Raw genomic sequence first — 14,368 nt, forward strand, 5'->3', positions numbered from 1 at the left:
TGATGGATTCCGGATCGGCGCCGCTTCGCGGCTTGTCCGGAATGACGGCGATCAAGCTTTACTGCGCCGCGTCGTCCGTGATGCCGAGATAGCCCTTCCAGAGCGGGGCCTTCAGCGATCCCAGGATGAAGGCCTCGTGCGCCTTGATAGCCGCTTCGTCGAGCCGGGGCGCGAGCGGGCGCTGGCGCTGCGGCTTCTCGGCCGCGACCACGGCAAGGCCTCCGCGACCCGCCACTCCCTCGACACCGAGACCGAGTGAGGTCTGCTTGCCACCGATCAGCTCGATATAGACCTCGGCGAGGATCTCGGAGTCGAGCAAGGCGCCGTGCTTGGTGCGGCGGCTGTTGTCGATGCCATAGCGCGAGCAGAGCGCATCGAGGCTGTTCGAAGCACCGGGGTGCTTGCGGCGCGCCATCGACAGCGTATCGACAACCCATGCCTGCTCGACCGGCGGCAGGCCGAGACGCTTGAACTCCATATTGATGAAGCCGACGTCGAAGGCGGCGTTATGGATCACCAGCTTCGCCCCGGCGATGAAATCCGCGAACTCCTGGGCGACCGCGGCGAAGACGGGCTTGTCCGAGAGGAACTCCTCCGAGAGGCCGTGGACGTTGAAGGCCTCGACCGGCATCGAGCGCTCTGGATTGATGTAGACGTGGTAAGTGCGGCCGCTCGGGCAGTGATTGACCAGCTCGACGCAGCCGATCTCGACGATGCGGTCACCGTTGTTGGCTTCGACGCCAGTGGTTTCGGTATCGAGAACGATCTCGCGCATCGCTTCAGGACCTCGCTATCGCCGCGCCGCGCCCGGGTCGGCCGGCGAGCGCCATCAGGATAGAGCCGACCTGCCGCTCGGCGGCCACGAGGCCGCGGGACGTGTCCACAAGGAAATGGGCGTGGCGGCGTTTCTCGGCATCCGGCATCTGGCGCGAAAGGATCGCGTCGAGCTTGTCCGCGGTCATGCCGGGCCGGGCGAGGACGCGTTCGCGCTGCACATGCGCCGGCGCGGTGACGACGAGAACCGCGTCGCAGCGCCCCTCCCCACCTGTCTCAAGCAGCAGCGGCACGTCGATGACGGCAAGCCCTGCCCCTTCGCGGCGACAGCGGGCGATGAAGGCTTCCTCCTCCTCGCGCACGAGCGGATGGATGATCGCCTCGAGCCGCTTGAGCGCCTCCGGCTTTCCGAGGACTGCGGCGCCCAGCTTTGCGCGATCCACCACGCCATCGATGACGGTGCCGGGAAAGGCGGCCTCGATCGGCGCGGCTGCACGGCCGCGGTGCAGGCGATGCACAGCGGCATCGGCATCATGCAACGGCACGCCGCGCTGCACGAACAGCCCGGCCGTCGTCGACTTCCCCATCCCGATCGAGCCCGTCAGGCCCAGCACGAAGGTCATGCTCTCTCCGCCGAATCAGGTCTTCAGGATATCGGCTTCGATCAGGGCGCGCAGGGCCGGCGTGACCTGAGGCGTGACGCCGAACCAGCAGGCGAAGCCGGGCACGGCCTGGTGCAGCAGCATGCCGAGCCCGTCGACCGGCGTGCCGCCGCGACGCTCGGCTTCCGCGAGCAGTGCCGTCTTGAGCGGCACATAGACGATATCGTTGACGATGGTGCCGGGCCGCAGGCCGGACAGATCGATCTCCAGCGGCGGCTTGCCCTGCATGCCCAAGGCCGTCGTGTTCACGATGAGATCAGCCTGGCCGACCAGCCGGTCGCGCTGATCCCAGGCGCCGGTTTCGAGCGGACGCCCGAAGGCTGCCCTCAATTCGTCGGCGCGCTCGCGGCTGCGATTGACAATGAGGATGCGGTCGACGCCCCGCAACTTCAACCCGTAGCAGATGCCCCGCGCCGCACCGCCTGCGCCGAGCACGAGCGCGGTTCCGACACGCCCTTGCCAATCCGGCACCGTCGCATCGAGATGGGCGAGGAAGCCCGGCACGTCGCTGTTATCAGCCAGGATGCGCGTGCCGTCACGCCAGAGGGTATTGACCGCGCCGACCGCTTTGCCCGCGTCGCTGACCTCGTCGACCAGCGCCATCATCGCTTCCTTATGCGGCACGGTGACATTACCGCCGGCGAATTCGCCTTCGCGCAAGCGCTGGATGAAGGCCGGCAGATCGGGCGGCGCTACATCGACGCGCTCATAACAACCGGCGATCCCGTACTGGCGCAGCCACTCGCCATGGATCAGCGGCGAGCGGGAATGGGCGATGGGGTGTCCAATGACGAAACAGCGAGGCGGCATGGGATAGTCCGGTCAGCAGGCAAGGCAGCCGAGATCGCGCAAGGCGGCGAGAACGGCAAGCAAGGGCAGGCCCAGGATGGTGAAGTGATTGCCTTCGACGGTATCAAAAAGCTGTGCGCCCAGCCCTTCGAGCTGATAGCCGCCGACGCTGGACAGCGCGACGGGGCCGACCAGTTCGACATAGAGCCCGATGAAATCCGTATCGAGGGAACGCATCGTCATTCGGGCCGTCTCGCGCCCTTCGGCGATCGGCGCGCCATCCCTGGCCAGCACGAAGGCGGAATGAAGTTCATGAGTCCTGCCGGCCAGCGCCATGATCTGCTCGGCCGCGGCGAAGCTATCGACCGGCTTGTGGAAGGTGATCCCATCGCAGGTCAGGGTTTGATCAGCGGCGAGGACGAGACGGCCCGGCCGGAGGTTCGACACGGCGAGCGCCTTGGCGCAGGCGAGCGCTGCGGCGATCTGATCCGCCGGGACCTCCTGCTCGACGAGCGGATGCTCGACCGCGCGCTCGTTGATCTCGGGCTTCAGCACTTCGACCGGGATGCCGGCCGCAGCCAGCATGTCGCGGCGGGTCGCGCTCCCGGAGGCGAGGATCAAGGGTTCTGCTTCGAGCCAGAGGCTGTCCGATATGATCATGTCGCGATGAACTTCATGCGATGGTCGCGCAGCAGGTCGAGGATCGATGCTGCGGTCTCCTCGATCGAGCGACGGGTCACATCAATGACCGGCCAGCCCTTGCGGGCGCAAAGCCGGCGCGATTGCGAGACTTCGTCGGCAACGGCCGCTGGATCTACATAGGATGTCTCATCGTCCGCGCGTAGGGACAGGAGCCGATTCTGGCGAATCTGGACAATGCGATCGGGGCTGGCGATCAGGCCGACAATCAGCGGCTTCTTGGTATTCTCCAGTTCCGCCGGCAGCGGGATGTTCGGCACGAGCGGGATATTGGCGGTCTTGATGCCGCGATTGGCGAGATAGATGCTCGTCGGCGTCTTCGAGGTGCGGCTGATGCCGACCAGGATGACGTCGGCATTGTCGAGATCGCCGCCCATCTGCCCGTCGTCATGCAGCAGGGTGTAGTTCATCGCATCGATGCGGCGGAAGTACTCGGTGTTGAGAACGTGCTGCGCGCCCGGCTTCGTCGCGGAGGCCTGGCCGAGATAGGACTGGAACAGCGACAGCACCGGCTGCAGCACCGAAAGGCAGGGACAGCCCAGCTCCCGGCAGAAGTTCTCCAGCTTCTCCTGCCATTCCGGCTCGACCAGCGTGTAGAGCACGACGCCGGGCGAGGATTCGATTTCGGCCAGAACACGGGCGAGCTGGGCCTCCGAGCGCACCAGCGGGTAGACATGCTCGATGGCGGATACGCTCTCATATTGTGCCGCCGCGGCGCGGCTGACCGCGATCAGGGTTTCGCCGGTCGCGTCCGAAACCAGATGCAGATGGAAATAGTTGCGGACCACGGCATCCCCCAGCCTGAAGCGCTCTCGTCTTCATCTAGCGCGCTTTGGGCTGGACCGGAATCAGGCATTCGATCGGAATGGGTCGGTACCGCGGCCGATCTGGGTTTTCCCGGGGCATGGGGAGCAATGTGGACAACGCGGCATCCGCCAGGGCTCACGAGATCGGACTGTATAACCCGCGCCGGCCATCAACAGCCGCCGCGCTGTGCATGGTTAAGGAAGTGTTTCACGTGAATCATTTTGCCCGACGCAGGAGCCGGCTCAAATTTCAATTCGTTAATAAAGCCTTAACACCCCGTGCCTCGCCCCAACGACCCGCGACCTGCTGTCCCACCGCCTGTGGAATGGTTGTGGACGGAATTGGACCGGGCTATCTCCCCCCATCCAAGAGTCAAAGAAAAAGATTCTTTCATAGAATCTCTTTTGAGAGAGGATACGGGATGAGCCGCCCAGCCCCTGGAACAACCAGCGCCGAGCCGCTCTTTCTCCGGGCATTGGCTGGCGAGACACTGCCTGTCCCTCCGATCTGGCTGATGCGTCAGGCTGGGCGCTATCTGCCGGAGTATCGCGAGATCCGCGCCACGGCCGGCAGCTTCCTGGCGCTCTGCTACAATCCCGAGCTCGCTGCCGAGGTAACGCTTCAGCCAATCCGGCGCTTCGGCTTCGATGCCGCGATCCTGTTCTCCGATATTCTCGTCGTACCGCAGGCGCTCGGGCAGACGCTCTGGTTCGCCGAGGGCGAAGGGCCGCGGCTCGAGCCCGTAGCGGATGCGGCAAGGCTTGCAGAGATCGATGGGCTTGCCGATGGGGCCAAGCTGGATCCCATCCTGGAGACGGTGCAGCGCGTGCGTGGTGCCTTGCCGCGCGAGACCGGGTTCATCGGCTTCTGCGGTGCGCCCTGGACGGTGGCGACCTATATGGTGGCCGGTCGCGGCACGCCCGATCAGGGTCCGGCAAAGGCGCTGTTCACGAAGGACCCGGACCTGTTCCAGGCGATCATCGACCGGATCGTCGCTGCCTCGGTGCGCTATCTCAACGCGCAGATCGCTGCCGGCGTCGATGCGGTGCAGATCTTCGACAGCTGGGCAGGCGCGCTGGGACCGGAGGATTTCAGGCGCTGGTGCATCGTGCCGACCCGCCGGATCGTGGAAGGCGTCCGTGCTGTTCACCCGCATGCCCGCATCATCGGGTTCCCGCGTGGCGCCGGCCGGTTGATCCCCGACTATGTTGCAGGAACAGGTGTCGATGCTGTCGGGCTCGAATCCGATATCGACCGGGAGTTTGCGCGCGACGCGATCCAGTCGAGACTGCCCGTGCAAGGCAATCTCGATCCACTCGTGCTGAGGGCCGGTGGTCCGGAGCTCGAGCAGGACATCGAAGCGGTTCGCTCAGCCTTCGGTGGCGGACCGTTCGTCTTCAATCTCGGGCATGGCATCCTGCCGGATACGCCGATCGCCCATGTCGAGCGGCTGCTGAAGGCAGTGCGGGGCTGAGGGTCAGGACATGTATGAGTGGATCAAGGCTTTCCACGTCGTCGCGGTCATCTCCTGGATGGCCGGGATGCTCTATCTGCCACGGCTGATGGTCTACCATGCCGAGGCGCAGATCGGCTCGATCCAGTCCGAGACCTTCAAGATCATGGAGCGCCGGCTGCTGAAGGGCATCATCAACCCGGCGATGATCCTGACCTGGGTTCTGGGTCTCTACCTCGCCTGGTACGCTTTCGGCTTCAAGGGCGGCTGGCTGCATGCCAAGCTGCTGCTGGTGCTGATCCTCTCTGGCATCCATGGCATGCTGGTGAAGCACGTCCGCGCCTTCGCTGAGGATAAGAACCAGAAGTCCCCCCGCTATTTCCGCATCATCAACGAAGTGCCGGCCGTGCTGATGCTCGGCATCGTTATTCTCGTCATCGTGAAACCGTTCTGACGGGCGTCATCGTTTCCCGCTTGAGCCTGGCTGCGTTTCCCGCTATCAGGACGCTGCGCTTCTCCAGCGTCCTCCCTTGTTGTCGACTGTTCGTGAGCCATCTGCCCTAGCAGCAGCTCATGTCGCGTAACCCACGCGCAGGTCCGGTCAGGACCGAAGTCGATCACTCCAGTACCGTCCCCACCCCTGCCTGTTCGCAGGGCGTTCACGATCCGGGTGCCCCATGCGGGAAATCAAGCTCCAAGAGCTCAAGATCAAATCGCCAACCGAACTTCTGACCTTCGCCGAGGGGGTGGAGGTCGAGAACGCCAGCACCATGCGCAAGCAGGAGCTGATGTTCGCCATCCTGAAGCAGCTCGCGGCTCGCGAGACCGAGATCCTGGGCGAGGGCGTGGTCGAGGTCCTGCAGGACGGCTTCGGCTTCCTGCGCTCCTCCGATTCGAACTATCTGCCGGGACCGGACGACATCTACGTCTCGCCCTCGCAGATCCGGAAGTTCGGCCTGCGCACCGGCGATACGGTCGAGGGTCCAATCCGCAGCCCGAAGGATGGCGAGCGCTATTTCGCCCTGCTCAAGGTCAACTCGATCAATTTCGAGGACCCGGAGAAGATCAAGCATAAGATCCACTTCGACAACCTGACGCCGCTCTACCCGGATGAGCGGCTCAAGCTCGAGGTGCAGGATCCGACGAAGAAGGATTTTTCGCCGCGCGTCATCGACATCGTCGCGCCGGTCGGCAAGGGCCAGCGCGCGCTGATCGTCGCGCCGCCGCGGACCGGCAAGACTGTCCTGCTCCAGAACATCGCGCAGTCGATCACGACCAATCATCCCGAGTGCTATCTGATCGTTCTGCTGATCGATGAGCGTCCCGAGGAAGTCACCGACATGCAGCGCTCGGTGAAGGGCGAGGTCGTGTCCTCGACCTTCGACGAACCGGCCTCGCGCCACGTCCAGGTCGCGGAGATGGTGATCGAGAAGGCCAAGCGCCTGGTCGAGCATGGCCGCGACGTCGTCATCCTGCTGGACTCGATCACCCGCCTCGGCCGCGCCTACAACACCGTGGTTCCGTCCTCGGGCAAGGTGCTGACCGGCGGTGTCGACGCCAACGCCCTGCAGCGTCCCAAGCGCTTCTTCGGCGCGGCGCGCAATATCGAGGAAGGCGGTTCGCTCACCATCGTCGCCACCGCGCTGATCGACACCGGCTCGCGCATGGACGAGGTGATCTTCGAAGAGTTCAAGGGCACCGGCAACTCGGAAATCGTGCTCGACCGCAAGGTGGCCGACAAGCGCATCTTCCCGGCGATCGACATCCTCAAGTCGGGTACCCGCAAGGAGGAGCTCATCACGCCGCGGTCCGACCTGCAGAAGACCTATGTGCTGCGCCGCATCCTCAATCCGATGGGCCCGCAGGACGCGATCGAGTTCCTCATCGACAAGCTGCGTCAGACCAAGCAGAACTCCGATTTCTTCGACTCGATGAACACCTGACGGGTCTGCCGACCCGGCATTCGATTCGCCGCCGTATCGATCGCGCGAAAGCGGTCGGTACGGCGGCGAATTCGTTTGAGGGTGTCGCGGCGCGTCGTCGGTTACACCAGTCGACACTAGAGCCCGCTGATTTGACGCGGAACCCAGCCGTCATCCCGGGCTTGACCCGGGATCCATGCCGAGCGTCACGAATCAAGGTTCAGCACCCCGGCTCTGCGCCGCGTTTATCCTTGGGTCGATCAAAGATCGGACCGGAGGGCTCCAGCGAGGATGACCCGCCTGCCAGTGAAAACGCAGCATGCTCTAGTCGATTCACTTCCGTTACGACCGACTGGCGCTTTCAGAAGCGCCCCAAAAAGACTCGATTCGCTATCGAAACGAAATGGGATCACAGCTGAGTTGATCTCCCCATACTTCTGCGAACTCCGTTTGGATGCGGCGAATACCATCGACGACGGGTGCGCGCTTGACGCGCCGCCCGGGCAAGGCACAGCTGTGCCGGCATCCTTGAGATCGAGCAGCGAACGATCAGCATGACGGCGACCGAGACGCATACCCCCGAAGCCCACCCGACGATCGTGGCTCTGTCTTCGGCACCTGGCCGGGCGGGCGTCGCGGTCGTGAGGGTTTCCGGCCCGCGGGTACGTTCCGTTCTTGAAACCGTGGCGGGAGTCATACCGGCGCCCCGCATCGCGACACTGCGTCGCCTGGCGGATGGAAAAGGTATGACCGTCGATACGGCGTTGGTTCTGTTCTTTGCCGCGCCGGCGAGCTTCACTGGCGAGGATGTCGCGGAGTTCCATGTCCATGGTTCCCGGGCAGTTCTTGCGCAATTGCTGGTCATACTCACGGCACTACCGGGAGTCAGACTGGCGGAAGCCGGGGAATTTACCCGGCGTGCCTTCGAGGCCGGTAAGCTCGATCTCGCCGCGGTTGAGGGTCTAGCCGACCTGATCGATTCGGAAACGGAATGGCAGCGCAAGCAGGCGTTGCGCCAGATGGATGGCGCCCTCGGTGCAGTCGCCAAGCGCTGGCGCGGAGAGCTGATCGAGGCGATGAGCCTGCTCGCCGCCGAGCTTGATTTCTCGGATGAGGGCGATGTTTCCGGTCCGCTTCAGGAACAGGCACTCGGGATTGCCGGCGATGTGCTGATCTCGCTGCGTGAGGCGCTAGGCAGCTTTGCGATGGGTGAGCGCGTGCGGGAGGGCTTTGTGATCGTGTTGGCCGGGCCGCCCAATGCCGGCAAGTCGAGCCTGCTCAACGCCTTGGCGCGGCGAGAGGTTGCTATCGTCTCGCCTATCGCCGGCACGACGCGCGATGCCCTGGAAGTGCGGCTCGACCTGGATGGTCTGCCCGTCATCTTGATCGATACCGCGGGCCTGCGCGACAGTACCGATCCGATCGAGGCGGAAGGGGTCAGGCGAGCGCGGGCGCTGGTGGAGCGCGCCGATCTCGTCCTCAGCCTGCGCGGAGTCGATTCGGATACGTATCGAATCGACGAAGAGGCTTCGCTGCTGCGGATCGCGACGAAATCCGATCTGGGTGGCGAGGTTCTGGGTGGCGAACGTGCGATCTCCGTGAAGACCGGAGAGGGCATCCCGGATCTGCTGTCGGAGATCGTGGTGCGGCTGCGCCGGCTGGGTCAGGCGGAACCGGCGCTGCTGACCCGCGAGCGTCACCGCGTCGCCGTAACCGATGCCATCGCGGCTCTGGAGCGCGCGGTCACCGCCGATCATGGCCAGGGCGAATTGCTGGCGGAGGATATCCGCCTGGCCGTCGTCGCTCTGGAGAGGCTGGTCGGCCGCATCGATGTCGAGGATGTGCTCGACCAGCTCTTCGCTGGATTCTGCATCGGGAAGTAAGCCCAGGCTGATGATCCGCTCGGTTTGCCGCGATTGCCGTTGACCCGCCTCCCCGGCTTCGCTAGCGAAAATGCCATGTCCACTCATCAGCAGCACTACGACGTCATCGTCGTCGGCGGCGGCCATGCCGGGGCCGAAGCAGCGGCGGCTGCGGCGCGCTATGGTGCGCGCACGGCATTGGTGACGCACAAGCCTGAGACCATTGGCGTGATGTCGTGCAATCCGGCGATCGGTGGTCTCGGCAAGGGCCATCTCGTCCGGGAGATCGATGCGCTTGACGGCGTGATGGCGCGTGCAGCCGATCTCGGCGGCATCCAGTTCCGGATGCTCAATCGCCGCAAGGGGCCGGCGGTGCGGGGCCCGCGCGCCCAGGCTGATCGCAAGCTCTATCGCCAGGCGGTCCAGGATCTGCTCGGCGAACAGGCCGGGCTCGATATCATCGCCGGCGAGGTCTTCGATCTCGAGATCGAAGCCGGCTGCGTGGTTGCGGTCGTCCTTGCGGATGGCCGCCGATTCGGAACCGGAACGGTCGTGCTGACGACTGGGACCTTCCTGCGCGGTCTGATCCATATCGGAGAGACCAAGATTCCAGCCGGGCGGGTTGGCGAGGCGCCATCGCTCGGACTTTCGGCGACGCTTGAGCGCTACGGTTTCCCGCTCGGGCGATTGAAGACCGGAACCCCTCCCCGGCTTGACGGCCGCACCATCGACTGGGCGGCACTTGAGATGCAGCCGGGCGACGAACCGCCGGAACCGTTCTCGGCCCTGACCAAGACAATCACCAATCCGCAGATCTCTTGCGGGATCACGCGCACGACCTTGGCGAGCCATGAGCTGATCCGGGCCAATCTACATCGTGCGCCGATGTTTTCGGGGCAGATCGAGGGCCGCGGCCCGCGCTATTGCCCGTCGATCGAGGACAAGGTCGGACGTTTCGGCGATCGCGACGGACACCAGATCTTCCTGGAGCCCGAGGGCCTCGACGATGACACGGTCTATCCGAACGGCATCTCCACCTCGCTGCCAGAGGACGTCCAGCTCGGCCTTCTGAGGACGATTCCCGGTCTCGAAAGCACAGTGATGCTGCGGCCGGGCTATGCGATCGAGTATGACTTTGTCGATCCGCGCGCCCTGAAGAACACGCTTGAGACGCGCGCCATCGCCGGCCTGTTCCTGGCCGGTCAGATCAATGGCACGACCGGTTATGAGGAGGCCGGCGCTCAGGGATTGCTTGCAGGGCTCAATGCGGCGCGCCTCGCCGGCGGCGCTGAGCCGGTCGTGTTTGATCGGACGCAATCCTATATCGGCGTCCTCGTCGACGACCTCGTCACGCGCGGCGTTACGGAACCGTATCGAATGTTCACCTCGCGCGCGGAGTTCCGCCTGTCGCTGCGCGTCGATAACGCTGATGAGCGGCTGACGGCGTTTGGAGCAAAGCTTGGCGTCGTTGGCTCAGCCCGCCAGGCGGCTTTCGAAGCACGCCACGGCGAGATCGCGCGATTGCGCGAGACCTTGCAGAGCCTGTGGCTGACGCCTCGGCAGGCCGAAGCCGTCGGATTGCAGCTCAACCAGGATGGGCTGCGGCGCAGCGCCTACCAGATCTTGTCCTATCCGGATGTTGGATTCGAGCGGCTCGCTGCGATCTGGCCCGAGCTGCAGGGCAATTCGGCTTCTGTTGCGGCTCGCGTCACGGCGGATGCGGTCTATGCGGTGTATCTCGATCGGCAGGCTGCCGAGATCCAGGCCTATCGGCGCGATCAGGCTTTGAAAGTTCCGGCTGATCTCGACCTCGACACCATCTCTGGCCTGTCGAACGAGCTCAAGGCCAAGCTCGCCGCGCAGCGTCCAGCTGATTTGGCGCAGGCCGGCAAGATCGAAGGAATGACGCCGGCGGCTCTGGCACTGCTGGCGGCGCATGCGCGAAAGAGCCGGGCTCCGGCGCTGTTATCCACAGGATCGACGTGACTGTTGAAAAGAGCGACAGGCAACGCGCTTTGCGCTTGACGCCTGTTTCACGTGAAACACAGGAGCGCCTGGCGCTGCTCGTGGCGGAACTCGAGCGCTGGCAGGCGGCCAAGAATCTCGTCTCTTCCACGACGCTGGCGGACGTCTGGACGCGTCATATTGCGGACTCCCTCCAGATTTTCAGCCTCGCGCCGGAGCGCGAACGCTGGCTCGATCTCGGTTCCGGCGGCGGTTTTCCGGGGCTGGTGATCGGCATCTGCCTGGCGGAGCGCGGTCGTGGCCAAATCGACCTCGTCGAGAGCAACGCCCGCAAATGCGCCTTTCTGCGTCATGCGGCGCGGATCACCGGGGCGCCGGTCAAGGTCCATGCCGCGCGGATCGAGGATGTGATCGGCGATTTTACCGGCAAGGTCGATGTGGTGACGGCCCGCGCGCTCGCACCGCTGACGCAGCTTCTCGACTGGTGCGAAGAGTTGTTGAGAACCGGCTCTTTGGGGCTCTTTCCCAAGGGACAACATCTAGATGCGGAATTGACCGACTCAGCCAGATATTGGAAGATTCAGGCGACAACGGTTTCCTCCGTAACAGATGCCGCCGCGCGAATCCTGATGGTTCGTTCGGCCGAGAGACGAGCCGATCCATGACTGAGGTCACATCTGGAGCTGCGAAGCGCCGCCCGCGCGTCATCGCGCTTGCGAATCAGAAGGGTGGCGTCGGCAAGACGACCACGGCGATCAACCTTGGCACTGCGCTGGCCGCTATTGGCGAGAAGGTCCTGATCGTCGACCTCGACCCGCAGGGGAATGCCTCCACCGGGCTTGGGGTCGATCGCCGCAGTCGGAAATCCTCGACCTACGATGTCCTCTGCGGGGATGTCGGCTTGGGGCAGGCACTCCAGCCGACCGCCGTGCCCGGCCTGTCGCTGGCGCCTTCCACGCTCGACCTGCTCGGCGTCGAGCTGGAAATCGCCTCGGCGAAGGATCGCGCGCATCGGTTGAAGAATGCGATCGATGAATTGTGCTATGACCAGCGCTGCCAGGACCTGACCTATGTCCTGATCGATTGCCCGCCTTCGCTCAGCCTGATCACCATCAATGCGATGACGGCGGCTGATGCGGTGTTGGTGCCGCTGCAGTGCGAGTTCTTCGCGCTCGAAGGTCTGAGCCAGCTGCTCAAGACGGTGGAGCAGGTTCGCGCCGGGCTCAATCCGCGGCTGATCATCCAAGGCGTGGTGCTGACCATGTTCGACCCGCGCAATAATCTGTCGGGTCAGGTCATGGCTGATGTGAAGAGTTTCCTTGGTGACAAGGTTTATGAGACTGTGATCCCACGCAACGTGCGGATTTCCGAGGCGCCGTCCTATGGCAAGCCGGCGCTGCTCTATGATCTGCGCTGCTCGGGTTCGCAGGCCTATCTGCGATTGGCGTCGGAGGTGATCAAGCGGGAGCGCGCCCTGCGCGCCGCCGCCTAATTAACGAGAAAGCAGAGGTAACGAGGATGGCGATGGCCGAAGAACAGGGGCGTTCCCGCCTTGGCCGCGGTCTGGCGGCGCTGATCGGCGACGTCGGGGAGGAAATCGGCGCAATCGAAAGGGCGCGCGGCCAGCGCAAGGTTCCGGTCGAATTCCTGCGTCCGAGCGCGCGCAACCCACGCCGCAGCTTTGCCGAGGATGATCTGGAGGAGCTGACAGCCTCGGTCCGCGAGCGGGGCATTCTGCAGCCGATCATCGTGCGCTCGATCCCGGGCATGGTCGACGCCTACGAAATTATCGCCGGAGAGCGACGCTGGCGCGCGGCACAGCGCGCCGAACTGCACGACGTGCCGGTGATCCTTGTCGAGGCTGATGACCGCGAAGCGCTGGAAATCGCGATCGTCGAGAACGTCCAGCGCTCGGACCTCAACGCGATCGAAGAGGCGGCTGGCTATGAGCGGCTGATCGCCGAGTTTGGCTATACGCAGAACGATCTGGCACGCGTCATCGGCAAGAGTCGCAGCCATGTCGCCAATACGCTGCGCCTGTCGAAGCTGCCGGAAGCCGTGCGCAAGATGGTGAGCGAGGGTGCAGTTTCGGCCGGTCACGCCCGCGCCCTGCTTTCCGTTTCGGATCCGGAACTGATGGCGCGCAAGATCGTCGACGAAGGCATGAGCGTCCGCGATATCGAGCGCGTCGTGCAGGAAGAAGCGCGCGGCGAGACAAAGAGCGCCGTCGTATCCAAGCCTAAGGTCGAGAAGGACCCGGATACGCGGGCGCTTGAGAAGGCGCTGGAGGAAGCGCTTGGTCTCTCAGTCTCGATTGCGCATCGCGCCAACGGCTCAGGAGACGTTCGGATCGGCTACAAGACGCTCGAACAGCTCGACGCGCTCTGCCATCGGCTCAAGGCCTGATCACTCGGGCCGGCCGCTGCGGGCGAGCCGGGCCAAGGTCCACAGGGTGCGGGTTGCGACAGCGCGGCCCATATCGGTATTCTGGCGTGTGGTCAGGATCGCATTGCCGAGCAGGCCGACAGCTTCGCTCAGCTTGGCGCTGGACCAGGCATTCAACGCGGCTTCAGTCGTTGCAATGCGTGGGTAGGGCAGGCGCATCGTCCCGACAACATCTCGCAGTCCTCGCCCGGCGTCGATCGACTGGCGCGCCTTGAGCAAGGACAGCGCCTGGCGCAGCACTGCGCCAAGCATGACGCCGGGATCGAGCCCTTCGCTGCTGAGCTTGGCCTGAGCGAGGTCGAGCACCGGAAGCTTTCCAGCAAAGACCGCATCAACGAGCATGGCCTGCTCGCGCTGGGCGGTGTCGCCGACAATGGCGTCGATATGCTCGTCCCTGATGGCGGGCTCGGCTCCGACATAGAGCAAGAGCTTCTCGATTTCGCGCCGCGAGGTCTGACGGTCGCCGCCGAGGAGGCCGGCGAGATGCTCACGGCTGGTGCGGTCGATCGATTTGCCGGCAGCCCGCACCATCTCGTCGATGATCGAGCCGAGATCGCGGGCAGCGTCGCCATAGCAGGGTACGGCCAAAGCGGTCTTCGCCTTCTCGCAGGCGGTGCGCAGCGGGTTTGTGCGCTGCAGATCGCCCGCCTCGACGATGACGATGGCATCCTGCGAGGGCGCCGCCAGCAGGGGCTCGACGGCTGCCAGCAGGGGTTTGGATGTCGGAGAGACGCGGATTGCGCGGCGGCCGCCGAAAAGGCCGATGGTGTTGGCTTCGTCAGCGAGCTTCAGCGGGTCGGCGGCAATAGCGTCGCCATCCATGCGGATGAGCTGGAAAGCATCGTTGGGATCGTCGACGCTTGTGCGGGCCAATGTGCCTGCCCGCTCGGAGACGAGCCCGGCGTCGGGCCCGTAGATCAGGATGAGGCGCCAGGCCGGATCAAGGCGCGCCAGTGTCCGTTCGGCTTCATGCGCCTTGATCGCGACCAT

13 protein-coding genes and 1 pseudogene are annotated in these 14,368 nt (G+C 64.5%); 8 read left to right on the forward strand and 6 right to left on the reverse strand.

Annotated elements, in window-relative coordinates; all coding sequences use genetic code 11:
• Positions 1 to 58: 58 nt before the first annotated feature.
• Genes dnaQ through FQV39_RS19720 form a run of 5 tightly spaced genes read right to left on the reverse strand, consistent with a single transcriptional unit; the run spans position 59 to position 3,712 of the window.
• Complete coding sequence (gene dnaQ / locus FQV39_RS19700) at positions 59 to 775, reverse strand: DNA polymerase III subunit epsilon (protein WP_149131837.1); 717 nt, start codon at positions 773 to 775, stop codon at positions 59 to 61.
• A 4-nt stretch (positions 776 to 779) separates the two neighbouring features.
• A complete protein-coding gene (coaE, locus tag FQV39_RS19705; protein WP_149131838.1) occupies positions 780 to 1,397 on the reverse strand; it encodes a dephospho-CoA kinase in 618 nt (205 codons plus the stop codon).
• Between the two features lie 15 nt (positions 1,398 to 1,412).
• Positions 1,413 to 2,246 (reverse strand): shikimate dehydrogenase, encoded by an 834-nt coding sequence (locus FQV39_RS19710; protein WP_149131839.1) that lies wholly within the window; start codon positions 2,244 to 2,246, stop codon positions 1,413 to 1,415.
• A 12-nt stretch (positions 2,247 to 2,258) separates the two neighbouring features.
• Complete coding sequence (locus FQV39_RS19715; protein ID WP_149131840.1) at positions 2,259 to 2,885, reverse strand: Maf family protein; 627 nt, start codon at positions 2,883 to 2,885, stop codon at positions 2,259 to 2,261.
• Positions 2,882 to 3,712, reverse strand: coding sequence for a pyruvate, water dikinase regulatory protein (locus FQV39_RS19720; RefSeq protein ID WP_149131841.1), 831 nt, complete (start codon positions 3,710 to 3,712; stop codon positions 2,882 to 2,884). Before FQV39_RS19720 ends, FQV39_RS19715 begins: the two co-directional genes overlap by 4 nt.
• A 440-nt stretch (positions 3,713 to 4,152) precedes the next feature.
• Here FQV39_RS19720 and hemE point away from each other — a divergent pair, with 440 nt between their 5' ends.
• From hemE to FQV39_RS19760, 8 genes and pseudogenes are all read left to right on the forward strand, one after another.
• Complete coding sequence (gene hemE, locus FQV39_RS19725) at positions 4,153 to 5,205, forward strand: uroporphyrinogen decarboxylase (RefSeq protein WP_149131842.1); 1,053 nt, start codon at positions 4,153 to 4,155, stop codon at positions 5,203 to 5,205.
• 7 nt (positions 5,206 to 5,212) lie between these two features.
• Positions 5,213 to 5,638: pseudogene (gene hemJ / locus FQV39_RS19730) on the forward strand (protoporphyrinogen oxidase HemJ); the annotation flags it as partial.
• Between the two features lie 223 nt (positions 5,639 to 5,861).
• Positions 5,862 to 7,127 (forward strand): transcription termination factor Rho, encoded by a 1,266-nt coding sequence (gene rho / locus FQV39_RS19735; RefSeq protein ID WP_149131844.1) that lies wholly within the window; start codon positions 5,862 to 5,864, stop codon positions 7,125 to 7,127.
• A 533-nt stretch (positions 7,128 to 7,660) separates the two neighbouring features.
• Positions 7,661 to 8,989 carry a tRNA uridine-5-carboxymethylaminomethyl(34) synthesis GTPase MnmE gene (gene mnmE / locus FQV39_RS19740; RefSeq protein ID WP_149131845.1) on the forward strand — a complete coding sequence of 443 codons (1,329 nt, stop codon included), beginning with the start codon at positions 7,661 to 7,663 and terminating at the stop codon, positions 8,987 to 8,989.
• A gap of 75 nt (positions 8,990 to 9,064) precedes the next feature.
• Positions 9,065 to 10,954 carry a tRNA uridine-5-carboxymethylaminomethyl(34) synthesis enzyme MnmG gene (gene mnmG, locus FQV39_RS19745; protein WP_149131846.1) on the forward strand — a complete coding sequence of 630 codons (1,890 nt, stop codon included), beginning with the start codon at positions 9,065 to 9,067 and terminating at the stop codon, positions 10,952 to 10,954.
• Positions 10,951 to 11,598: a 16S rRNA (guanine(527)-N(7))-methyltransferase RsmG gene (gene rsmG, locus FQV39_RS19750; protein WP_149131847.1), complete on the forward strand. Its 648-nt coding sequence runs from the start codon at positions 10,951 to 10,953 to the stop codon at positions 11,596 to 11,598. Before mnmG ends, rsmG begins: the two co-directional genes overlap by 4 nt.
• A complete protein-coding gene (locus FQV39_RS19755) occupies positions 11,595 to 12,425 on the forward strand; it encodes a ParA family protein (protein WP_149131848.1) in 831 nt (276 codons plus the stop codon). The genes rsmG and FQV39_RS19755 overlap by 4 nt, the downstream gene beginning before the upstream one ends.
• Before the next feature lie 32 nt (positions 12,426 to 12,457).
• Entirely contained in the window at positions 12,458 to 13,339 is an 882-nt protein-coding gene (locus FQV39_RS19760; RefSeq protein ID WP_149131849.1) for a ParB/RepB/Spo0J family partition protein, read from the forward strand.
• Here FQV39_RS19760 and holA read toward each other — a convergent pair whose 3' ends face one another.
• Positions 13,340 to 14,368 (reverse strand): DNA polymerase III subunit delta, encoded by a 1,029-nt coding sequence (gene holA / locus FQV39_RS19765; RefSeq protein ID WP_149131850.1) that lies wholly within the window; start codon positions 14,366 to 14,368, stop codon positions 13,340 to 13,342.

Origin of the sequence: Bosea sp. F3-2 (assembly GCF_008253865.1) — a bacterium.
Classification (GTDB): Bacteria; Pseudomonadota; Alphaproteobacteria; order Rhizobiales; family Beijerinckiaceae; genus Allobosea.